The organism is Streptosporangium canum (assembly GCF_900113865.1).
Lineage (GTDB): Bacteria > Actinomycetota > Actinomycetes > Streptosporangiales > Streptosporangiaceae > Streptosporangium > Streptosporangium canum.
The window spans coordinates 235,309-256,476 of the sequence record NZ_FOQY01000006.1 but is presented as its reverse complement, the minus strand read 5'-3'; the positions used below and the strand labels follow the sequence as shown (position 1 = coordinate 256,476).

Sequence of the window (21,168 nt, the reverse complement as noted above, 5' to 3'; positions counted from 1 at the left end):
GTCACCAGACATGCCCCTCGCCTCGATTCCCAGCCCCTCCCAGGGGGTCTGGCACCTCGGCGTGGTCCCCATCCGGGCCTACGCACTGTGCATCGTGCTCGGCGTCATCGTCGCCGTCATCATGGGTGAGCGCCGCTGGCGCGCCCGCGGCGGCGCGCCCGGCACGATCGTGGACCTCGCCGTCTGGGCCGTGCCGTTCGGCCTGGTCGGCGGACGTCTCTACCACGTCATCACCGACTGGCAGCTCTACTTCGGACCGGACGCGCCCAACGAGCCCATCGAGGCGCTGTTCATCTGGAACGGCGGGCTGGGCATCTGGGGGGCCGTCGCGCTCGGGGCCCTCGGCGTGTGGTTCGGCTGCCGCAGCCGGGGGATCTCCCTGTCCGCGGTGGCCGACACCGTCGCCCCCGGCATCGCGGTCGCCCAGGCGATCGGCCGCTGGGGCAACTACTTCAACCAGGAGCTGTTCGGCCGCCCCACCGACCTGCCCTGGGGCCTGGAGATCGACCCCGACCGGCCGGGCACGGTGCCGGGCGAGGCGACCTACCATCCCACGTTCCTCTACGAGTCGATCTGGGACCTGGGTCTGGCACTCGTCCTGATCTGGGCCGGCCGCAGGTTCGCGCTCCGTCACGGCCGGGTCTTCGCCCTCTACGTCGCGGGCTACACCGTGGGCCGCTTCTGGATCGAGGGCCTGCGGGTGGACACCGCCCACCACATCTTCGGCCTGCGGCTCAACCAGTGGACCTCCGTCATCCTGTTCGTCGCGGCACTGGTCTATTTCTGGTATGCCGGAAGGAAGACAGGCGAGGAGTCCGTCGGGGTGACGCCGGAGCTCGCGCTGGAAGGCGCGGGAGGCGTCGACCCGGCACATCCGTCCGACGAGGCCGACGACGCCGAGAAGGCAGGCGACGCCAGGGAGGACGATCGGCCGGAGGGGCGTGCGGAGCCCGCCGACGTGACCTCGGAGCCCGCCGGCGTGACCTCGGAGCTCGCACCGGGCGGTGCGGGGGCCGTCGATCCGGCCCACCCGTCCGACCAGGCCGACGAGGCCGAGAAGGCCGAGAAGGCCGGCACGCCCGGGGCGTCCCGGGAGGAGATCGCGGTGCGGACCGCGGCAGAGGGCGAGAAAGAGAGACCATGAGCGCAGGCGAGTCCGGGGGGCGCGCCGAGATCCATCACGCGCACCGTGACGTCAACGGAGGCTGGCTGCGGCCCTCGGTGTTCGGTGCGATGGACGGGCTCGTCTCCAACTTCGCCCTGATCGCCGGTGTCGCGGGCGGTACGGCCAGCACCAAGGTCATCATGCTGGCCGGGGTGGCCGGGCTGGCGGCGGGCGCGTTCTCCATGGCCGGCGGCGAGTACGTCTCGGTGGCCAGCCAGCGGGAGCTCGCCCTCGCCGAGATCGACGTCGAGCGGCGCGAGCTCGAACGCCACCCCGAGGCCGAGGAGGCCGAGCTCGCCCAGCTCTACGAGTCGCGCGGCGTCGAGCCCGCCGTGGCGGCGGAGGTGGCCCGGCAGATCTCCCAGGATCCCGAGAAGGCGCTGGAGGTGCACGCCCGGGCCGAGCTCGGGGTCACCCCGGCGGACCTGCCCTCGCCCAGGATCGCCGCCCTCTCCTCCTTCCTGTCCTTCAGCGTGGGCGCGATCCTGCCGCTCCTGCCGTACCTGCTGGGGGTCACCAGCCTGGTGAGCTCGGCGGTGATCTCCTGCCTGGCCCTGTTCGGCGCGGGCGCGCTGGTCTCCCGGGTCACCGCGCGCAGCTGGTGGTACAGCGGGCTGCGCCAACTCGTGGTCGGCGCGGTCGCGGCCGCTCTGACCTTCGGCCTCGGCCATCTCCTGGGAGGGAGCGGACTGTGATGACCACTCCCACCCGCAAGCGCCGCCGCACCCCGGCGAAGACGCAGACCTGGAGCATCCCCCAGCTGGAGGAGTGGGGGCTGAGCCAGGGCCAGCAGCGGCTGCTGGCGGTCGTCGGCTCGGTGGCCGGCGTGCTGGTCGCCGCGGTCGTCCTCACCTTCGTGATCGGCTCGATGAGCAGCGACTTCGTGCCCGAGAGGGCCACCGCCGCCGCCATCTCCACCCAGCCCCGGCCCGACGCCTACAAGGGCTGGGTCTCGCCGAAGCTGTTCGCGCCGATCGCGCGGAGCAAGGCCGACCCCGATCCGCTGACCCTGAAGGACGTCTTCGCGGAGAAGGTCCTCAAGGAGGGCAGGACCACGCTGAAGCTGGCGGCCACCAAAATGGACGCCGACTGCTCGGCGGTGGTCTGGGGGCAGGGCCTGGCCGACCAGCTCGCCCAGGCCGGATGCACCCAGGCGGCCCGGGGCGTCTACACCGACGGCCGCCACGTCGCCCAGTACACCCTGCTCAACCTGCGTGACACCGCCTCCGCCGACGGGCTCGTCCAGTCGCTGACGACCATGCACCGGGGCGGCTGGACCCATCTGCTGGCATCGGGCAGGGCGCGCTTCCCGGTCGGTGGTTACACCGAGGCCAGCGGTCACGCCATGGGCCACTACGTGGGCCTGGTCTGGATCGGCCGGGCAGACGGCGCCGAGCCGGGGGCCAAGGACGACTTCGTCTCCCTGTCGCTGGCGGTCCGCGGCGCGGAGAAGGCCGTGTTCCGCCGCGTCGTCGCCGCCGGACCCATCCCCGCTCCGTAGACCCGCACCCCGGATCGGCCCGGCCCCGGATCGGCCCCGGATCGGCCCGGCCCCAGATCGGCCCGGCCCCGGATCGGATCGGCTCCGGATCAGCCCGGCTCCCGGCCGCTGGACCTGCCCGGCTCCTGATCCCCGCCCCTGCCCCCTAAGCCTGCGCCACCCCTGCGGTCCCAGTAGGCTCATCGGTCATGCGCAAGTGGATCGCCGTCGCCGCCGTGCTGCTCGCCGTCGCCGCCGGAGCGGCGTTCCTGTGGCTGGGCGGCGGCGAGGAGGACGCCCCGCGTCCGGCCTTCTTCCGGGGTGAGCCGACCACGGCGCACTACGCCCCGATCGCCACCCGCGCCGCCGACCCCGATCCGCTGACCGCCGCCGAGATGTTCCCCACCGGATCGGTGACCGCGGGCCAGAGCACGCTCGCGAGCAAGGGGACCGAGACGCTCACCGACTGCGTCCCGGCGGTGTGGGGGAGCGCCGAGGCCGCCGTCGCCGGATGCACCCAGGTGCTCCGGGCCCACTACGCGACCCCGGACGGCCGGGTCTCCGGACAGTTCCTCATCTTCAACCTGGCCGACGCCGCCGCGGCCGACGGGCTCGTGGCGGCCCTCGAAAACGGCGGTTTCGTACGGCCGGCCCCCGGCACCCCCGCCGGTTTCGACGGCTCCCGGAGCTGGGCCCAGGCCCGCGCCCTGGGACACTACGTCACCGTGAGCTGGGTCGCCCCGGTGGGCGGCGCGGGCCGGGTGGACCTCACCTATCCGCAGGTCGCGATGGACAGCCTCAGCCTGGTGATCCAGCGGCGTCTGGTGCGGTGAGGGAGCCGCGCACCGCGGCGGGGAGCTCCTGGAGGCGGTGGGCGGGCAGTTCGAGGACGGTGACGTCGTCGGCCCAGGGGGCGACGGCGGTGATGACGGCCCTGGCCTGCTTCTTGGTCAGCTCGCCCCGCACCTTGATGAGGGCCTCGCGCCAGGTGTTGGCGAGTTTGCCGTGGGCGTTGTCCAGGATGCGGCGCAGGATCCGCCCCTCGTCCGTCGTGGGAGGCGGGAGCCGTACGGCGTGGACCGTCGAGCCGTCGGCGGTCAGGCCGTAGACCGGGGAGAGCAGGTCGGCGGGCAGATCCTTCGGCGGTCCGGCCAGGGTCACCTGGACCCGCTGGGCGCGGGTGGCCAGCAGCAGCCGGGGCAGCGCCGCCTCCAGCCCGGCCGGTACGGCTATCGCGACCCTGTCGGGGTCGCTGGCGTAGGGCTTGGCGAGCCATGTCGTCAGGCGGGCCCGGGGCGTCTTGGCGAGCAGGTCCCTGGGCCACTCGCCCACGAGCACCTCGGGGGCCTCGGGGGCTTCGGGCGCCTGGCCGGTGGCGGCCGGCGCGGGGACGGGCGAGCCGGTGGACTCGACGGACTGCGGACCGTGGGTGTAGATGGCCGCGCCGAAGCCGTCGACGCGGGCGGCCACGGCGGGCCAGGTCTTGGTGGTGGGACGGAGGATGTACAGGTCGGCGGCGGAGCCGATGGCCTCGGCGCCGAAGTAGCGGTTGAAGTCGGGGTAGATGGCCTCGTTGACGAGGTTGAGCTGGGACAGGGCGTGCTGCACCTTCAGCGCGAGGGCGGGGGTGCGCTCGCTGGCCCCGTAGGCCAGCAGGATCCGGCCCCGCTCGCGGTCGCGGAGCCCCTCCACCGCGCGGGCGACGAACAGCCCGACGCCCTCGGGGGTGTAGGGCGGGTCGGTGATGGCCAGGTCGGCCCATGACTGGGCGGAGGCGGGCAGGCCCAGGCGCAGGTCGGCCCAGCGGGTCCGTACGTTGAGACCGAGCCGGTCGGCCTGGGCGGCGATGTAGGCGAGGACGCGCTCGTCGACGTCCACCACGGTCACCTCGACGCCCGGGTGCAGCATGGCGGTCGCCAGCGAGGTCAGGTCGTGGTCTCCCACGCACAGCAGCCGGGCCCCCTCCAGCCAGAACCGGGCGTCCAGCAGCAGTGCCCGGCGGACCACGGTGTCGGCGGTCGCGGCCACGTGGTCCAGCGCCTGGCGGCCGCGGGGCGCCTTGGCGACCAGTTCCTCCATCCGCGCCACCAGATCGGCGTGGCCGGGCAGCAGGTGCGCCACCGGGTCGGCGGGCGCGACGGCGGCGCCGGCGAGGCCGATCAGCGGCTCCCGGAGCCGGAAGCGGTCGCCGGAGCGCTCCAGCCCGACCTCGCGCAGCAGGGCCTCGACGGTCCGCCGTGACGTCGCGCTCTCCCGGACCAGATCCGCCAGAGTCCACCAGCGGCCGTCACCCAGGAGAGCCAGCACCGTCCGCAGCCGCCTGCCGTCCACACCCGCCTGCGCGATGAGCGCCGCAATCGCTTCCATGGGGCCACCCTAGAGCCCCCACCTGGAATGTCCTGCCCCGCTGTCCTGTTGAACGAAGCGGACGAATCGCTACTAAACGGTTGCGATATGGACCGGGTAGGCACGTTTCCGGCAGGGTACGGTAATGTCTACACACCACGCAGCAGGGCCAACGTCGTCCCTTGCTTGTTCCAAAGAAGCAAGACGACGGGAGGGATTCAATGCCTGCTGCCCACCTCGGCTTTCCCGAGCCCCAGGGCCTCTATCACCCCTCGCACGAGCACGACGCCTGTGGCGTCGCCATGGTCGCGGACGTGGCCGGCCGCCGCAGTCACGACATCGTCGCGAAGGCCCTGACGGCGCTCTGCAATCTCGACCACCGGGGGGCCCAGGGTAGCGAACCGGACACCGGCGACGGTGCCGGGATCCTGACGCAGATCCCCGACACGTTCTTCCGCGCGGTGACGGACTTCCCGCTGCCCGCGGCGGGCTCCTACGCCGTCGGCACGGCCTTCCTGCCCGCCGACTCCGAGGCCCGCGCGACCGGCGTGCGGATGATCGAGGAGATCGCGGCGGAGGAGGGCCTGACGGTCCTGGGCTGGCGCGACGTGCCGACCGACCCCACGCTGCCCGGGCCGAGCGCCCGCGCGGTGATGCCGTTCTTCCGGCAGATCTTCGTGGCCTCGCCGGACGGCGAGAGCGGCCTGGAGCTGGACCGGCTGGCCTTCTGCCTGCGCAAGCGGGCCGAGCACGAGGTGGACGTCTACTTCCCCTCACTGAGCGCCCGGACGATCGTCTACAAGGGCATGCTCACCCCGCTGCAGGTCGAGCCGTTCTTCCCCGACCTGAGCGACGAGCGCTACGAGACCGCGATCTCGCTGGTCCACTCGCGCTTCTCCACCAACACCTTCCCCTCGTGGCCGCTGGCGCACCCCTACCGCTACGTCGCCCACAACGGCGAGATCAACACGGTCAAGGGCAACCGCAACTGGATGCGGGCCCGCGAGGCCATGCTGGCGACCGCGGCCATCCCGGGCGAGCTGTCGCGGCTCTTCCCGGTCTGCGACCCCGACGGCTCCGACACCGCCTCCTTCGACGAGACGCTGGAGCTGCTCCACCTCACCGGGCGCAAGCTGCCGCACGCGGTGCTGATGATGATCCCCGAGGCGTGGGAGAGCCACACCGAGATGGACCCCGCCCGGCGGGCGTTCTACGAGTTCCACTCCACGCTGATGGAGGCCTGGGACGGTCCGGCCTCGATCACCTTCTCCGACGGCACCCTGGTCGGCGCGGTCCTCGACCGCAACGGCCTGCGTCCGGGACGGTTCTGGGTCACCAGGGACGGCCTCGTCGTGCTGGCCTCCGAGGCCGGCGTGCTCGACATCGCGCCGCAGGACGTGGTCCGCAAGGGCCGCCTGCAGCCGGGCAAGATGTTCCTGATCGACACCGAGCTCGGCAAGATCATCGAGGACGACGAGATCAAGGCGGAGCTCGCCGCCGAGCTGCCCTACGCCGAGTGGCTGCACGCCGGTCTGGTCCGCTTCGAGGAGCTGCCCGCCCGCTCGCGTGAGATCCCGACCCACGAGGCGTTGATCAAGCGTCAGCAGACCTTCGGCTACACCGAGGAAGAGCTGCGGATCATCCTGTCGCCGATGGCCAAGGTGGGCGCCGAGCCGATCGGCTCGATGGGCACCGACACCCCGGTCGCGGTGCTCAGCGAGAAGCCCCGGCTGCTGTTCGACTACTTCAGCCAGCTTTTCGCGCAGGTCACCAACCCGCCCCTGGACGCCATCCGCGAGGAGCTCGTCACCTCCCTGGCCAGCACGCTCGGCCCCGAGGGCAACCTGCTCGACCCGGGACCGGCCTCCTGCCGCCAGCTCGTGCTGCCGTACCCGGTGATCGACAACGACGAGCTCGCGAAGATCATCCATATCAACGACGAGGGCGCGCTGCCGGGCTTCCACCCGCGCGTCGTCTCCGGCCTGTACGAGGTCGGGGGCGGCGGCGAGGCGCTGCTGCACCGCCTTGAGGAGATCTGCGCCGAGGTCTCGGCGGCGATCGAGGGCGGGGCGCGCATCATCGTGCTCTCCGACCGGGGCTCCTCCGACGCGCTGGCGCCGATCCCGTCGCTGATGCTCACCGGCGCGGTCCACCACCACCTGATCGCCGAGAAGACCCGAACCCGGGTCGGCCTGGTCATCGAGACCGGCGAGGCCCGCGAGGCCCACCACATGGCCCTCCTCGTCGGATACGGCGCGGGCGCGGTCAACCCCTACCTCGCCATCGAGACCGTCGAGGACATGGTCGACTCCGGCGTCCTGGAGATCGACAAGCACAAGGCCGTGCGCAACCTCATCAAGGCGTACGGCAAGGGCGTGCTGAAGGTCATGTCCAAGATGGGGGTGTCCACCGTCGCCTCCTACACCGGCGCGCAGATCTTCGAGGCGCTCGGACTCGGCAAGGACGTCATCGACGCCTGCTTCGCCGGGACGACCTCCCGCCTGGGCGGCATCGGCTTCGACGTCCTGGCCCAGGAGGTCGCCCTCCGCCACCGGCGGGCCTACCCGCGGGCCGAGAACGCCCACCGCCGCCTGGAGGTCGGCGGGGAGTACCAGTGGCGCCGCGAGGGCGAGCCGCACCTGTTCAACCCCGAGACCGTCTTCAAGCTGCAGCACGCCACCCGCTCGCGCCGCTACGAGATCTTCAAGGAGTACACCGGCCTGGTGGACTCCCAGGCCGAGAAGCTGATGACGCTGCGCGGCCTGTTCAAGTTCAGGGACGGCGTCCGCGAGCCGGTCCCGATCGACGAGGTCGAGCCGGTCTCCGAGATCGTCAAGCGGTTCTCCACCGGCGCGATGTCCTACGGCTCCATCTCCATGGAGGCGCACGAGACCCTCGCCATCGCGATGAACCGGCTGGGCGGCAAGTCCAACACCGGCGAGGGCGGCGAGGACCCCGAGCGGCTCTACGACCCCGCCCGCCGCTCCGCCATCAAGCAGGTGGCCTCGGGCCGCTTCGGCGTGACGTCGGAGTACCTGGTCAACGCCGACGACCTGCAGATCAAGATGGCCCAGGGCGCCAAGCCCGGCGAGGGCGGCCAGCTCCCCGGCCACAAGGTCTACCCGTGGATCGCCAAGACCCGGCACTCCACCCCGGGCGTCGGCCTCATCTCGCCGCCGCCGCACCACGACATCTACTCCATCGAGGACCTCGCCCAGCTCATCCACGACCTGAAGAACTCCAACCCGGTCGCCCGCGTGCACGTCAAGCTCGTGGCCGAGGTCGGCGTCGGCACGGTCGCGGCGGGCGTGTCCAAGGCCCACGCCGACGTGGTGCTCATCTCCGGCCACGACGGGGGCACCGGCGCCTCGCCGCTGACCTCGCTCAAGCACGCCGGCGCGCCCTGGGAGCTCGGCCTGGCCGAGACCCAGCAGACCCTGCTGCTCAACGGCCTGCGCGACCGGATCGTGGTGCAGGTGGACGGCCAGCTCAAGACCGGCCGCGACGTGGTCGTCGCCGCGCTGCTCGGCGCGGAGGAGTACGGCTTCGCCACCGCCCCGCTGGTCGTCTCCGGCTGCGTGATGATGCGCGTCTGCCACCTGGACACCTGCCCGGTCGGCGTCGCCACCCAGAACCCCGAGCTGCGCAAGCGGTTCACCGGCAAGCCCGAGTTCGTGATCAACTTCTTCGAGTTCATCGCCGAGGAGATCCGCGAGCACCTCGCCGCGCTGGGCTTCCGCAGCCTCGACGAGGCCATCGGCCACGCCGAGCTGCTGGACACCACCTCGGCCGAGAACCACTGGAAGGCCGCGGGCCTGGACCTGGCGCCGATCCTGCACCGGCCGGAGCTGCCCGAGGGCACCGCGCTCCGCCGTACGCAGGAGCAGGACCACGGGCTGGAGGCGGCCCTGGACCACACACTGATCCAGCTCGCCGAGGGCGCGCTGGACCACGGCCGGCGGGTCACCCTGGAGCTGCCCATCCGCAACGTCAACCGCACGGTCGGCACCATGCTCGGCCACGAGGTGACCAAGCGGTACGGCGGAGCGGGTCTCCCCGACGACACCATCGACGTCCGGTTCACCGGCTCGGCGGGCAACTCCTTCGGCGCCTTCGTGCCCAGGGGCGTCACGCTGCGGCTGACCGGCGACGCCAACGACTACCTCGGCAAGGGCCTGTCGGGCGGCCGGATCACGGTCCAGCCGCACGACGAGGCCCCGCTGGAGGGCCACATCATCGCCGGCAACGTCGGCCTGTACGGCGCGACCTCCGGTGAGGTGTTCGTCCGCGGGGTCATGGGGGAGCGGTTCTGCGTCCGCAACTCCGGCGCCACCGCGGTCGTCGAAGGCGTCGGCGACCACGGCTGCGAATACATGACGGGCGGCAAGGTGGTCGTCCTCGGCCCGACCGGCCGCAACTTCGCGGCGGGCATGTCCGGTGGCGTCGCCTACCTGCTCGACCTCAACGCGGCGCGGGTCAACCGCGAGATGGTGGAGATCGAGGCGCTGGACGAGGCCGAATCCGAGACGCTGCGGGAGATCGTCGAGGCGCACCTGACGGAGACCGGCTCCACGGTCGCCAAGGCGCTGCTCACCGACTGGGACCCGGCCCGGTTCAGCAAGATCATGCCGACGGACTACAAGCGGGTCCTGAGGGCCGCCGAGGCCGCTCGTCTCGAAGGCCGCGACATCGACGAGGCGGTCATGACCGCGGCGGTTCAGGGATGACGGCGGCACCCGCCGGAGCGGTCACGGCCGGCCGCGTTCACGAGACTGTTCAGGGATAAGGGGGCACACCGATGGCTGACCCGAAGGGTTTTCTCACGCACGGACGCGAGCTGCCGGCGCGCCGCCCGGTGGACGTGCGCATCCGCGACTGGCGGGAGGTCTACCAGGACTTCCCCAAGCCCGCGCTGACCAAGCAGGCCGCGCGCTGCATGGACTGCGGCATCCCGTTCTGCCACAACGGCTGCCCGCTGGGCAACCTCATCCCCGAGTGGAACGACCTGGTCTACCGCGACGACTGGCAGGAGGCCATCGAGCGCCTGCACGCCACCAACAACTTCCCGGAGTTCACCGGCCGCCTGTGCCCGGCGCCCTGTGAGGCGGCGTGCGTGCTCGGCATCAACTCCGACCCGGTGGCGATCAAGCGGGTCGAGGTCGAGATCATCGACCGCGCCTTCGACGAGGGCTGGGTCACCCCCCGGCTCCCGGCCTCGAAGACCGGCAAGCGGGTCGCGGTCGTCGGCTCGGGCCCCGCGGGCCTGGCCGCCGCCCAGCAGCTCACCCGGGCCGGGCACGACGTGGTGGTGTTCGAGCGCGCCGACCGGATCGGCGGCCTGCTCCGCTACGGCATCCCCGAGTTCAAGATGGAGAAGCGGCACATCGACCGCCGGCTCGCGCAGATGAGGGCCGAGGGCACCGAGTTCCGCACCGGCGTCAACGTCGGCGTCGACATCACCGCGGCCCGGCTCCGCGAGGAGTTCGACGCCGTCGTCCTGGCGGGCGGCGCGACCCGGTGGCGGGACCTGACCGTCGCCGGGCGCGACCTGAAGGGCGTCCACCAGGCGATGGAGTATCTCCCGCCGTCCAACAAGGTCCAGGAGGGCGACTTCCCGGTCTCGCCGATCAGCGCCGAGGGCAAGCACGTCGTCGTGATCGGCGGCGGTGACACCGGTGCCGACTGCATCGGCACCGCGATCCGGCAGGGCGCCGCGTCGGTGACCCAGCTGGAGATCATGCCCCAGCCTCCGGCGGACCGCCCGGGCAGCCAGCCGTGGCCCACGTTCCCCATCCTGTTCAAGATGGAGAGCGCCCACGAGGAGCTGGCCCTGGGCGGAGGCGACCGGGTCTACGCGGTCTCCACCACCGAGTTCGTCGGCGACGCCGACGGCAACGTCCGGGCGCTGCGCCTGGTCGAGGTCGAGGGCCCGGCGACCGGCTTCAAGCCGATCGCCGGCACCGAGCGGGAGATCCCCGCCGAGCTCGTCACCCTGTCGATGGGCTTCGTCGGCCCGGAGAGGGGCGGCCTGCTGGAGGAGCTGGCCGCCGTCGCGGCGGGCGAGTTCTTCGACGCGCGGGGCAACGTCGCGCGGGACAAGGGTTACATGTCGTCGGTGGACGGGGTGTTCGTCGCCGGTGACATCGGCCGGGGCCAGTCGCTGATCGTCTGGGCGATCGCGGAGGGCCGCTCGGCCGCGGCGGCGGTCGACCGCCACCTCACCGGCCAGACGGCCCTGCCGGTGGCGATCCCGCCCACGGCCCGGCCGCTGGTCTGACCGTCTCACGGTGTTTCCGGTACGGCGATGCCCGCTGTACCGGAAATATCGGGCTAAGTCAGTGTTCAGGTTGCTGTGGAGGTTATATCCCTGAAAGATGATTCTTCCTGATCTGGGTTGATGCGGGGGATATATGAATCGTTGGAGCGGCCGCCTGACCGGCGCGGCGACGGTGGTGGCTCTGACGGGCACCCTCACGGTGGGCTCCCTGACCGGCGGGACGGCGGACGCCACCGGACAGCTCCGCGACTACCTGGTCTTCTACACCGACGGCGGACAGGACCGGGCGATCGCCGCGATCAGGGCGGGCGGCGGCACCGCGCTGTCCACCGAGCCCAAACTCGGCTACGTCGCCGCCAGGGGCCCGGGTGCCCGCTTCGTCGAGGACCTCGCCGGCAGCGACGCCGTCGCGGGCGTCTCCTCCGACCGCAGGATCGGCTCCGCGACCGCCGTCTCCTCCGGCCGCGGGACCGGCACTACGACCGCCGTCTCCTCCGGCCGCGGGACCGGCTCCGCGACCGCCGTCCCCAGGACCGGTTCCGAGGTCCCCGCCGGGACGAGCGCCTCCGACATCCGGGAGGTCGTCCTGGCCGACGACGAGGAGCCGCTGGCCGGACGGCAGTGGGACATGAAGATGATCGGCGCCACCGCCGACGGCTCCTACGCCACCGCGCCCGGCAGCAAGAAGGTGCTGGTGGGCATCATCGACACCGGCGTGGACGGCAGGCACCCCGACATCGCGCCGAACTTCGACCGCGCGCTCAGCCGCAACTTCGTGACCGACCGGCCCAAGGACTCCAAGGGGCAGACCTTCGACGGGCCCTGCGAGTTCAAGGGATGCAAGGACCCGGTCGACTGGGACGACGAAGGCCACGGCACGCACGTCGCCAGCACGATCGGCTCGCCGATCAACGACCTGGGCGTCGCCGGCGTCGCCCCCCAGGTGACCCTGGTCAACCTGCGGGCCGGCCAGGACGCCGGGATATTCTTCCTCAAGCCCAGCCTCGACGCGCTCACCTACGCCGGCGACGCCGGGATCAACGTGGTCAACATGAGCTACTACGTCGACCCCTGGCTTTTCAACTGCGCGGCCAACCCCGCCGACTCCAAGGCCGAACAGCTGGAGCAGCGCGGGGTCATCACCGGCATGCAGCGCGCGCTGGACTACGCCCGCCGGCACGGCGTCACCCTCATCAGCGCCCTCGGCAACGAGCTCACCGACCTCGGCAGGCCCAAGAACGACACCGCCAGCCCCGACTACCCGGCCGACTCCACACGCGTCCGCAAGATCGACAACTCCTGCCTCAACGTCCCGGCCGAGTCCAAGGGCGTCATCTCGGTGTCGGCGCTCGGCACGAGCGGACGCAAGGCCTACTACTCCGACTACGGCCTCGAGCAGACGGACCTGTCGGCCCCCGGCGGCGACGAGTACGACGGCGCCAAGGACCCCGACGTCACCAGGACCATCCTGGCCGCCGCCCCCGAGCACGTGCTCCGCGCCCAGGGCCTGATCGACCGTGACGGCCGGCCCAAGAACTCCTCGGTCGTCCGCGACTGCCGCGACGACACCTGCGCCTACTACCAGTACCTCGCGGGCACCTCCATGGCCGCCCCGCACGCCACCGGCGTCGCCGCCATCCTCCTCAGCCGCTTCGGCAAGCCCGGCAAGGGCGGTGTCACCATGGCCCCCGCCGACGTCCAGCGCCTGCTCTACGCCACCGCCACCAAGAAGTCCTGCCCTTCGCCGCGCAGACACGTCTACCGCATCGAGGGCCAGAAGTTCCCCCAGGTCTGCGAGGGTTCCAAGTCCCGCAACGGCTTCTACGGCAGGGGCGTCGTCAACGCCGCCAAGGCCGCCACCGTCACCCGCTGAGGCCCCCGTACCGGACGCGGAACCCGCGCAGGAGTGGTCCGCAGTCTCCGGGGCAAGGGGCGGTTCACCATCTGCGGGTCACCGGAGGTAGCGTAATGTCACCGAGTTTTTCATCGGTGCTACGGCCAACGTAACAACCGAGTGGTCTGTACCAATTAGGGTGGGACCCGTGACCCGTCGCGCAAAAATCGTCTGTACTCTCGGCCCTGCCACCTCCTCTCCCGAACGTCTCCGCGAGCTCATCGCCGCGGGCATGGACGTGGCCCGTTTCAACCTCAGCCATGGCAGCCACGAGCTGCACAAGGAGGTCTACGACAGGGTGAGGGAGGCCGCCGCCGAGCTCGGCCGCGGCGTAGGCGTGCTGGCCGACCTGCAGGGCCCCAAGATCCGGGTGGGCAAGTTCGAGGAGGGGCCGGTCCGTCTCGGCTTCGGTGACGTCTTCACCGTCACCACCGAGGAGGTCCCCGGGGACCGGGAGCAGGTCTCCACGACCTACCTCGGCCTGCCCAAGGACGTCCGCCCGGGCGACAGCATCCTCGTCGACGACGGCCGCGTCCACCTGGAGGTGACCAGGGTCGACGGCCCGCGCGTCACCACCCGGGTGATCATCGGCGGCATGATCTCCGACAACAAGGGCCTCAACCTGCCCGGAGTCAACGTCAGCGCCCCCGCCCTCACCGACAAGGACGAGACCGACCTCCGCTGGGCCCTGCGCACCGGCTTCGACCTCATCGCGCTCTCCTTCGTCCGCCGTCCCTCCGACGCCGACGTGGTGCGCAACATCATGGAGCAGGAGGCCGTCCGCCTCCCGCTGCTCGCCAAGATCGAGAAGCCGCAGGCCGTGGAGCGGCTGCCCGAGATCATCGAGGCCTTCGACGGCATCATGGTCGCCCGCGGCGACCTCGGCGTCGAGCTGCCCCTCGAAGAGGTGCCGATCGTCCAGAAGCGCGCCATCGAGCTCTGCCGCGAGAAGGCCCGCCCGGTCATCGTCGCCACCCAGATGCTCGACTCGATGATCAGCGCACCGCGCCCCACCCGGGCCGAGGCCTCCGACGTCGCCTACGCGGTCATGGACGGCGCCGACGCGGTCATGCTCTCCGGCGAGACCTCGGTCGGCAACTACCCCATCGAGTCCGTGCAGACCATGAGCCGCATCGCGACCACCGCGGAGAAGACCTCGCTGCAGGCCACCCACAGCCTGGACCGGCTGCCGGAGACCACCGGCGGGGCCATCGCCCGTGCCGCCGCCGAGGTCGGCGCCATCGTCGGGGCCAAGGCCCTGGTCGCGTTCACCATGTCCGGCGAGACCGCCCGCCGCCTGGCGCGCTACCGCTCGCCGATCCCGCTGCTGGCCTTCACCTCCTCCCCGCACGTCCGCTGCCAGCTCGCGCTGACGTGGGGTGTGGAGACCTTCGAGGTGCCGTTCGTCCACCACACCGACGACATGGTCCGCCAGGTCGAGGCCTCCCTGCTGGCCAACGCGCGGCTGGAGAAGGGCGACAAGGTCGTCATCGTCGCCGGCTCGCCTCCCGGCACCGCCGGTTCCACCAACGCCCTGCGCGTCCACACCATCGGCTCGGCGGTCTCCCACCCCGCCTGAGATCCTCCTGACGGTACGGCCACCGCTCATGGGCGGTGGCCGTACCGGTATGTCAGCCGACGATCGACCAGAGCGACGGCAGAGGCGGCCGCCGGGACATCCGCGCCCACGAGGCCGCGTGCCGGGCGCAGAGGCCGGACCGGTGCCCGACCGGCGGCCCTCCACGCGGACACGGCCCTGGCCGCTCTCAGCCCCCCTGACGGCATGCTCGTCCGCATGGCCGGACGCGGCCGCCTCCCGGTCGCGCCCACCCCGGCTACGCGTAGCCGTACGCCCAGGTCCGCAGGAGCAGCGGGCGGCCCTTGTCCTCGCCGGGGATCGGCGGCACGTCGGTCAGGTGGTAGCCCGCCGCGCTCGCGACCGCCGCGCTCGCGGCATTGCCCTCCTCGATCTCCAGCAGCAACTGGACGACACCCACCGTGTCGTGGGCGAAGTCCGTCATCACCCGCACGGCCCGCGCCGCCAGGCCCCGCCCCCGATGCGCGGCCCCCACGACGTAGCCGATCTCCGCGACGTCCAGGCCCGGCCCGGTCAGCATCAGCAGAACCTCACCCAGGGGCTCCCGGCCGTCGACGGTGATGGCGAGCTGGACCCGCTGCCCGGCCGTCCGCCGCTCCCGGGCCCTCTTGAGGTAGACCTGCGCGGCGTTCAGGTCGAACGGCGAGACCAGCGGCGTCCAGTAGGCCACCTCGGGGTCGTCGAACAGCCCCACCATCGCCGGCAGATCCCCGTCGGCCCACTCCCGGAGCACCAGGCCGTGCCCGCTCAGCCGGAGCTCGACGGGGAAGCTCACCGCGACATCGCCGCGATCCTCCTCGGCGCCCCTCACCGCTCACCCATGCCGTCAACTCCCGACTCGTTCCTCCCCAGGAACCTACTCGACCCCCACCCCCGGCCCCCGCGCCCCCACCGGCCCGTCAGTACTTCGGCCCCACGAACTCGTCCAGCCGCTCGACAGCCTCCCGCCTGGCCACCGAAACGGTGTTGGGCTTGGAGCGGCGCCATTCCACATCCAGCAGATCAAGCGCCTCCTCGCAGAGCTCCAGGATGTCCCGCGACTCGTTCACGAAGAGGTAGCGCGGGTATTCGTACCAGTGGTCGCTGCCGTTGAAGTGACGACGGACCCGGTTCGTCCCGCGATAGCCGTCCGAGTGCATCAGCCCCCGGACGAAGCGGCCGGGATGCGCCTCGACGATCTCCCGCTGCCAGGCTTCCAACGTGATCGGGCGGTTGTGCTTCTTGCCTGGTCCATGCTGAGGAAACAGGCAGGCCCAATGCTTGGAGTAGCTCTTGACCTCGGTGCAGCCCGGGAATCGGCGGCGGCTGACGGATGAGGTGGGCATAACCGTCGCCATGGTGTCCGCTGCGGCCTCCATCAATCCCGGCCAGGTGTTACAGCATGCCAGTGAGAGTTGATAGACGCCTTTCTTGCACAGCAGGATGTGGCCGTCGCCGAGGTAGAGCCCGAGTAGATAGGCGTAGGCCTCGGAGTCGAGCGCCCGCCCATGGCAACGAGGACATGAATGGTGTCTTCTGATGTCCTCGTCCTCGCTGGTGCGGCGGGTCCCCGCCCGCCATTTCTGCACGGCGCTGAGAGATACACCGCAGAGCTCGGCTACCTGACGGTCGATGAGGCCCTGTGCGGAGAGTCGGAGGGCACGGTCAACGGTTTCGCGGGGGTGCATGAAACAACCACGCCAAGGACCACCGACAGTTTTCGACCTGCTACAGAAGGTGAGCAGGGGCTGGAGGGAAGAGTGAGTCGTGCAGGGTGGAAGGACTCTGCGGGATGGGTGCCGGAAGCGGGACTCGAACCCGCACACCCTTTCGGGTAGACGCTTTTGAGGCGTCCGCGTATGCCATTTCGCCATTCCGGCTGATATTTCCGGATCTGTCCGGATTGTGTCTGCCGGTGATGAGCTTACCCAGAACTGGATCAGTTGCAGGCACCGGCGTGGTCCTAATCTAGCGGACATCGGTACTCTCTTGCTCGTGAGTACGCAGCGGCGAGTAGTGATCGCGGAAGACGAGGCGCTGATCCGCCTCGATCTCAAGGAGATGCTGGAAGAAGACGGATATGCCGTCGTCGGTGAGGCCGGGGACGGGGAGGCCGCGGTCAAGCTGGCGCTGGAGCAGCGGCCGGATCTGGTGATCCTGGATGTGAAGATGCCCATCCTGGACGGGATCTCGGCCGCCGAGCAGATCGTGTCGCAGCGGATCGCGCCGTGCCTGATCCTCACCGCCTTCTCGCAGCGGGATCTGGTCGAGCGGGCCAGGGACGCCGGGGCGATGGCCTATCTGGTCAAGCCGTTCACCAAGTCCGACCTCGTCCCGGCGATCGAGATGGCGGTCAGCAGGCACGAGGAGATCGCCGCGCTGGAGCGCGAGGTCGGGACGCTCTCGGAGCGGCTGGAGACGCGCAAGCTGGTCGAGCGGGCCAAGGGGCGGCTCATGGAGCAGCACGGCTGGAGCGAGCCGCAGGCGTTCCGGTGGATCCAGAAGGCCTCGATGGACCGCAGGTTGAGCATGCGTCAGGTGGCGCAGATCGTGGTGGACGGGACGCCTGGCCCGCCTGAGGCGGAGGGGGCCTGAGGGGGAGCCGCCCGCCGCGTTCCGCCGCGCCGTACGGCACCCGGCCCGCTTCTTGACAAGCCCGCGCATCGCCTTGGGTCAAGGGAGATGCGTGGGCTTTCGCGTACTCGGAGTGATCATCGAGAGGGCCTCAGGCTGCCAATGACCATTGCTTTTGCCGCTGGTAGCCGAAAAGGATCGGTGTTGTAACGAAACGGTAACGGGGGGCCTTACTGTATCGACCCGTAACATCCGCTGGCTGTACTAACCGACACAACCCCCTGGCCACTCCGTCAGGGGAGGGCATCTGTGAACTCGGCCCCAACGCGGGACCGGGTGAAAGGAAGGCAACCTTGCGGCCTAAGACTGCTCGCCTCGGTGGAGTGCTCGCTGCCGGTGTGGCGCTCACCCTCGGTCTCGCTGCCTGTGGTGACGGCGGCACGGAGGCCAAGCCGGCGGACGGCGGCTCCAGCGCTGCCGCTTCCGACACCGTCAAGATCGGCTTCATGGGTGACCTGACCGGCCCCAACGCCGGCATCGTCATCCCGCCGAGGAACGGTGCGAAGCTCGTCATCGACGAGTACAACAAGACCAACCCGGCCGTGAAGGTCGAGCTGGTGGAGTACGACAGCCAGGGCGACCCCTCCAAGGCCGTCGCGCTGGCCCAGCAGGCCATCAAGACCGACAAGGTCGCCAGCATGATCGGCCCGGCGTTCTCGGGTGAGTCGGCCCAGGTGGGCCCGGTGCTCGAGGAGGCGGAGATCCCCAGCATCACCGCCTCGGCGACCAACACCAAGCTCGCCGAGAACGGCTGGAAGTTCTGGCACCGCATTCTGCCGAACGACAGCGTCCAGGGTCCCGGCATCGCGGACTTCATCGCGGGCGCCGCCGCCGCGAAGAACGTCTTCGTGATCGACGACAAATCGGAGTACGGCAAGCCCCTGGCCGACGCGGTCCGCGCCCAGCTCGCCACCAAGGGCGCCAAGGTCACCGACGACTCGCTCGACCCGGCGGAGAGCGACTTCTCCTCGGTGGTCAACAAGGTCGCCGCGGCCAAGCCGGACGCGATCTTCTTCGGCGGTTACTACGCCGCGGCCGGCAACCTGCTCAAGCAGCTCCGTGACAAGGGCGTGAAGGACGCGAAGTTCTTCTCCGGTGACGGCTCGCTGGACAGGGGCCTGATCGACGGCGCGGGTGCTCCGAACGCCGAGGGCGCCCTCGTCGGCTGCCCGTGCTACATCGCCACGCCGGACGTCACCGACGCCAAGGTGAAGGGCTTCGCCGACGCCTACAAGGCCGCCTTCAGCGCCGACCCGTCGATCTACGCGGCCGAGGGCTACGACGCGGCGACGGTCTTCATCGAGGCCATCAAGGCCGGCAACACCACTCCCGACAAGATCAACACCTTCATCGGGACCGTTGACCTGGCCGGTGTCTCCAAGCAGGTGAAGTTCGGCCCTAACGGCGAGGTCGAGGCCAAGGACATTTACATGTACCAGGTCAAGGACGGCGCCATCACGCTGCTCGGCAAGGCCGCCGAGGCCAAGCTGGGCTAGCCGACATCTTGAGAACAGTAGGTAGTTGACGCGCGGGAGCGGGAACGCCGCGATGGGTTCCCGCTCCTCGTGTTCTTCCAGAGAGTCCACGAGGCCCTGCTGGGAGCGGTGTGCTACCGGCAGTGCAGGCGACCCCCGCTAGAAGTGGTAACCCCTAGTGCTCAATGACTTCGTCAATCAGTTCTGGCCGGCCACGATCGACGGCTTGGCCTTCGGATCGATCTACGCCCTGATCGCGCTCGGTTACACCATGGTGTACGGCGTGCTGCGGCTGATCAACTTTGCGCACTCCGAAGTGTTCATGATCGGAACCTTCGGGGCGATGTTCGTCCCTTTCGTGCTCGGCATCAACTCGGCGCTCACGGGTCTCGCCCTGGTGGGCGTGATCATCGCGATGATCCTGGCCGGCATGCTGGCCTCCGCGGGCACCGCGATCGCCCTGGAGCGGATCGCCTACCGGCCGCTGCGCAAGCGCGGGGCCTCCCGGCTCGCGGCTCTGATCTCCGCGATCGGCGCCTCGATCTTCCTGCAGGAGCTGTTCGCCCTGTTGGTGATCCCGGAGGTCTTCAACCGTCCGCAGCAGGGCCGTATCCAGATGGGCCTGCCCCGGCTGATGGAGCGGACCGAGCTTTTCTCGATCTTCGGTCATTCGGTCCGCGTCGACCAGGTGCTGGTGATCGTGGCGGCGATCGGCATGATGATCGCGCTTGACGCGCTCGTGAACCGTACGAAGATCGGCCGTGGTATCCGCGCCACCGCGCAGAACCCCGAGGCGGCGGTTCTGATGGGCGTCGACATCAACAGGATCGTCCGGATGACGTTCTTCATCGGTGGCGGTATGGCCGGCGTGGCCGGTGCGCTCTACCTGATCTCGTATGAGAACACGAACTACTACATCGGATTCCTCTTCGGTATCAAGGCGTTCACCGCGGCGGTCCTGGGCGGCATCGGCAACCTGCGGGGTGCGCTGGTCGGCGGGGTCGTGCTCGGCCTGGTGGAGAACTACGGAGCCATCTTCTTCGGCTCCGACTGGAAGCACGTGATCTCCTTCACCATCCTCGTCTTGGTCCTGATGTTCCGCCCCACCGGAATTCTCGGTGAATCACTCCAGCAGGCGCGCGCATGAACCAGAAGAATTCCCTGGCAGGCATCCGTCACCGGCTCGGTCAGTACGGCGACACCATGCACGATCGCTGGCTGAACACGCCCGGCTGGCAGCGATGGATCCTCTACGTCGCTCTGATCGTCGGAGCCCTGCTGCTGCCGTCGGAGAGCATCGGCGGCTTCATGTCGCCCTACACCGACTGGGCGAGCATCCTGTTCTTCCCGATCGGCACCTATGTGGTCCTGGCCATCGGCCTGAACGTGGTCGTCGGACAGGCGGGCCTGCTGGACCTCGGCTTCGTCGCCTTCTACGCCGTGGGCGGTTACGCGATGGCGTTGATCGGCACCAGGCTCGGCTGGAACTTCTGGCTGATCCTGGTGGTGGGCATCGGGATCTGCGCCCTGTCGGGCATCACTCTGGGCGGGCCGACGCTGCGGTTGCGCGGCGACTATCTGGCGATCGTCACGCTGGGCTTCGGTGAGATCATCCGTATCACCGCCCGCAACACCGACGCGATCGGCGGCCCCAACGGCATCCGCGGCATCCCGCACCCCCCGAGCATCGACGAGCTGAACATCTTCGGCGTCGACGTCTACGAGCTCCTCGGGGTGAAGATCTTCAAGTACGGCGTGCTGGACCCGCGGCCCTACTACTACCTGCTGGTCGCGCTGGCCGTCGTCGCGATCATCCTGGTCAAGCGCTGGGAGAAGAGCCGGGTCGGGCGCGCGTGGGCGGCGATCCGCGAGGACGAGGACGCGGCCGAGGTCATGGGCGTGCCGACGTTCCGGTTCAAGATGCTGGCGTTCGCCATCGGCGCCTCGATCGGTGGCGCGATGGGCGTGCTGTGGGCCTCCAAGGTCATCTCGCTCAACCCGAACGACTTCCAGTTCCTGCTGTCGGCGACGATCCTGGCCGCGGTGGTCATGGGTGGCGCGGGCAACCTGCCGGGCGTCATGCTGGGTGCGTTCGTGGTGGCATGGCTGCCCGAGCGCTTCCGCGGCCTGCAGGAATACCGCATGCTGATCTTCGGTGCGGTGCTCGTGGCGCTGATGATCTTCAGGCCTGAGGGGTTGCTGCCGTCGCGTCAACGCAAGGCGGAGCTGAAAGAGGGAACAGGCGGGATGGGATCGCTCGGTGCCGAGGTGCCCGGGCCGGAGTCGCGTGGTGAGGAGGTGGCCTCCAAGTGAGCGCCGAG

General features: G+C 70.2%; 15 protein-coding genes and 1 tRNA gene. 12 read left to right on the top strand and 4 right to left on the bottom strand.

The features are described from left to right. Positions 1-10: 10 nt before the first annotated feature. From lgt to BM085_RS11840, 4 genes are all read left to right on the top strand, one after another. Positions 11-1,144 carry a prolipoprotein diacylglyceryl transferase gene (lgt, locus tag BM085_RS11855; protein WP_093887045.1) on the top strand — a complete coding sequence of 378 codons (1,134 nt, stop codon included), beginning with the start codon at positions 11-13 and terminating at the stop codon, positions 1,142-1,144. After that, the gene (locus BM085_RS11850; RefSeq protein ID WP_093887044.1) at positions 1,141-1,860 is read left to right on the top strand and encodes a VIT1/CCC1 transporter family protein; all 720 of its coding nucleotides are present in this window, start codon (positions 1,141-1,143) and stop codon (positions 1,858-1,860) included. Before lgt ends, BM085_RS11850 begins: the two co-directional genes overlap by 4 nt. Beyond that, positions 1,860-2,666 carry a hypothetical protein gene (locus BM085_RS11845; protein WP_143120889.1) on the top strand — a complete coding sequence of 269 codons (807 nt, stop codon included), beginning with the start codon at positions 1,860-1,862 and terminating at the stop codon, positions 2,664-2,666. Before BM085_RS11850 ends, BM085_RS11845 begins: the two co-directional genes overlap by 1 nt. Before the next feature lie 188 nt (positions 2,667-2,854). Continuing rightward, the gene (locus BM085_RS11840) at positions 2,855-3,478 is read left to right on the top strand and encodes a hypothetical protein (protein ID WP_093887042.1); all 624 of its coding nucleotides are present in this window, start codon (positions 2,855-2,857) and stop codon (positions 3,476-3,478) included. Here the strand turns inward: BM085_RS11840 and BM085_RS11835 are convergent. Then, positions 3,444-5,012: a bis-aminopropyl spermidine synthase family protein gene (locus tag BM085_RS11835; protein ID WP_093887041.1), complete on the bottom strand. Its 1,569-nt coding sequence runs from the start codon at positions 5,010-5,012 to the stop codon at positions 3,444-3,446. The two genes, BM085_RS11840 and BM085_RS11835, sit on opposite strands and share 35 nt — an antisense overlap. Before the next feature lie 200 nt (positions 5,013-5,212). Between BM085_RS11835 and gltB the strand changes: the two genes are divergently transcribed. The 4 genes from gltB (at position 5,213) to pyk (ending at position 14,741) form a co-directional block, all read left to right on the top strand. Next, the gene (gene gltB, locus BM085_RS11830) at positions 5,213-9,718 is read left to right on the top strand and encodes a glutamate synthase large subunit (protein ID WP_093887040.1); all 4,506 of its coding nucleotides are present in this window, start codon (positions 5,213-5,215) and stop codon (positions 9,716-9,718) included. Positions 9,719-9,789: 71 nt separating this feature from the next. After that, positions 9,790-11,268 carry a glutamate synthase subunit beta gene (locus tag BM085_RS11825; RefSeq protein WP_093887039.1) on the top strand — a complete coding sequence of 493 codons (1,479 nt, stop codon included), beginning with the start codon at positions 9,790-9,792 and terminating at the stop codon, positions 11,266-11,268. A gap of 133 nt (positions 11,269-11,401) precedes the next feature. Further along, a complete protein-coding gene (locus tag BM085_RS11820) occupies positions 11,402-13,141 on the top strand; it encodes a S8 family peptidase (RefSeq protein WP_093887038.1) in 1,740 nt (579 codons plus the stop codon). A gap of 169 nt (positions 13,142-13,310) precedes the next feature. After that, the gene (pyk, locus tag BM085_RS11815) at positions 13,311-14,741 is read left to right on the top strand and encodes a pyruvate kinase (protein ID WP_093887037.1); all 1,431 of its coding nucleotides are present in this window, start codon (positions 13,311-13,313) and stop codon (positions 14,739-14,741) included. 256 nt (positions 14,742-14,997) lie between these two features. Here pyk and BM085_RS11810 read toward each other — a convergent pair whose 3' ends face one another. The 3 genes from BM085_RS11810 to BM085_RS11800 form a co-directional block, all read right to left on the bottom strand. Then, complete coding sequence (locus BM085_RS11810; RefSeq protein ID WP_245789268.1) at positions 14,998-15,570, bottom strand: GNAT family N-acetyltransferase; 573 nt, start codon at positions 15,568-15,570, stop codon at positions 14,998-15,000. Positions 15,571-15,658: 88 nt separating this feature from the next. Next, positions 15,659-16,426 (bottom strand): helix-turn-helix domain-containing protein, encoded by a 768-nt coding sequence (locus BM085_RS11805; RefSeq protein ID WP_093887036.1) that lies wholly within the window; start codon positions 16,424-16,426, stop codon positions 15,659-15,661. Between the two features lie 109 nt (positions 16,427-16,535). Then, a tRNA-Leu gene (locus BM085_RS11800) sits at positions 16,536-16,618 on the bottom strand. 115 nt (positions 16,619-16,733) lie between these two features. On the opposite strand from BM085_RS11800, the gene BM085_RS11795 reads away from it, so the two are divergent. The 4 genes from BM085_RS11795 to BM085_RS11780 all read left to right on the top strand — a co-directional run bounded on the left by BM085_RS11795 (position 16,734) and on the right by BM085_RS11780 (position 21,160). Further along, a complete protein-coding gene (locus BM085_RS11795; RefSeq protein WP_093887145.1) occupies positions 16,734-17,333 on the top strand; it encodes an ANTAR domain-containing response regulator in 600 nt (199 codons plus the stop codon). Between the two features lie 362 nt (positions 17,334-17,695). Beyond that, positions 17,696-18,868 (top strand): branched-chain amino acid ABC transporter substrate-binding protein, encoded by a 1,173-nt coding sequence (locus BM085_RS11790; RefSeq protein WP_245789267.1) that lies wholly within the window; start codon positions 17,696-17,698, stop codon positions 18,866-18,868. 157 nt (positions 18,869-19,025) lie between these two features. After that, the gene (locus BM085_RS11785; protein ID WP_093887034.1) at positions 19,026-19,994 is read left to right on the top strand and encodes a branched-chain amino acid ABC transporter permease; all 969 of its coding nucleotides are present in this window, start codon (positions 19,026-19,028) and stop codon (positions 19,992-19,994) included. Beyond that, the gene (locus tag BM085_RS11780; RefSeq protein ID WP_093887033.1) at positions 19,991-21,160 is read left to right on the top strand and encodes a branched-chain amino acid ABC transporter permease; all 1,170 of its coding nucleotides are present in this window, start codon (positions 19,991-19,993) and stop codon (positions 21,158-21,160) included. Before BM085_RS11785 ends, BM085_RS11780 begins: the two co-directional genes overlap by 4 nt. Positions 21,161-21,168 lie beyond the last annotated feature (8 nt).

Excerpts from the sequence above, each read along its gene's own strand:
- lgt (WP_093887045.1), top strand. The coding sequence starts at position 11 with ATGCCCCTCGCCTCGATTCCCAGCCCCTCCCAGGGGGTCTGGCACCTC.
- BM085_RS11850 (WP_093887044.1), top strand. The coding sequence starts at position 1,141 with ATGAGCGCAGGCGAGTCCGGGGGGCGCGCCGAGATCCATCACGCGCAC.
- BM085_RS11845 (WP_143120889.1), top strand. The coding sequence starts at position 1,860 with ATGACCACTCCCACCCGCAAGCGCCGCCGCACCCCGGCGAAGACGCAG.
- BM085_RS11840 (WP_093887042.1), top strand. The coding sequence starts at position 2,855 with ATGCGCAAGTGGATCGCCGTCGCCGCCGTGCTGCTCGCCGTCGCCGCC.
- BM085_RS11835 (WP_093887041.1), bottom strand. The coding sequence starts at position 5,012 with ATGGAAGCGATTGCGGCGCTCATCGCGCAGGCGGGTGTGGACGGCAGG.
- gltB (WP_093887040.1), top strand. The coding sequence starts at position 5,213 with ATGCCTGCTGCCCACCTCGGCTTTCCCGAGCCCCAGGGCCTCTATCAC.
- BM085_RS11825 (WP_093887039.1), top strand. The coding sequence starts at position 9,790 with ATGGCTGACCCGAAGGGTTTTCTCACGCACGGACGCGAGCTGCCGGCG.
- BM085_RS11820 (WP_093887038.1), top strand. The coding sequence starts at position 11,402 with ATGAATCGTTGGAGCGGCCGCCTGACCGGCGCGGCGACGGTGGTGGCT.
- BM085_RS11805 (WP_093887036.1), bottom strand. The coding sequence starts at position 16,426 with ATGCACCCCCGCGAAACCGTTGACCGTGCCCTCCGACTCTCCGCACAG.
- BM085_RS11780 (WP_093887033.1), top strand. The coding sequence starts at position 19,991 with ATGAACCAGAAGAATTCCCTGGCAGGCATCCGTCACCGGCTCGGTCAG.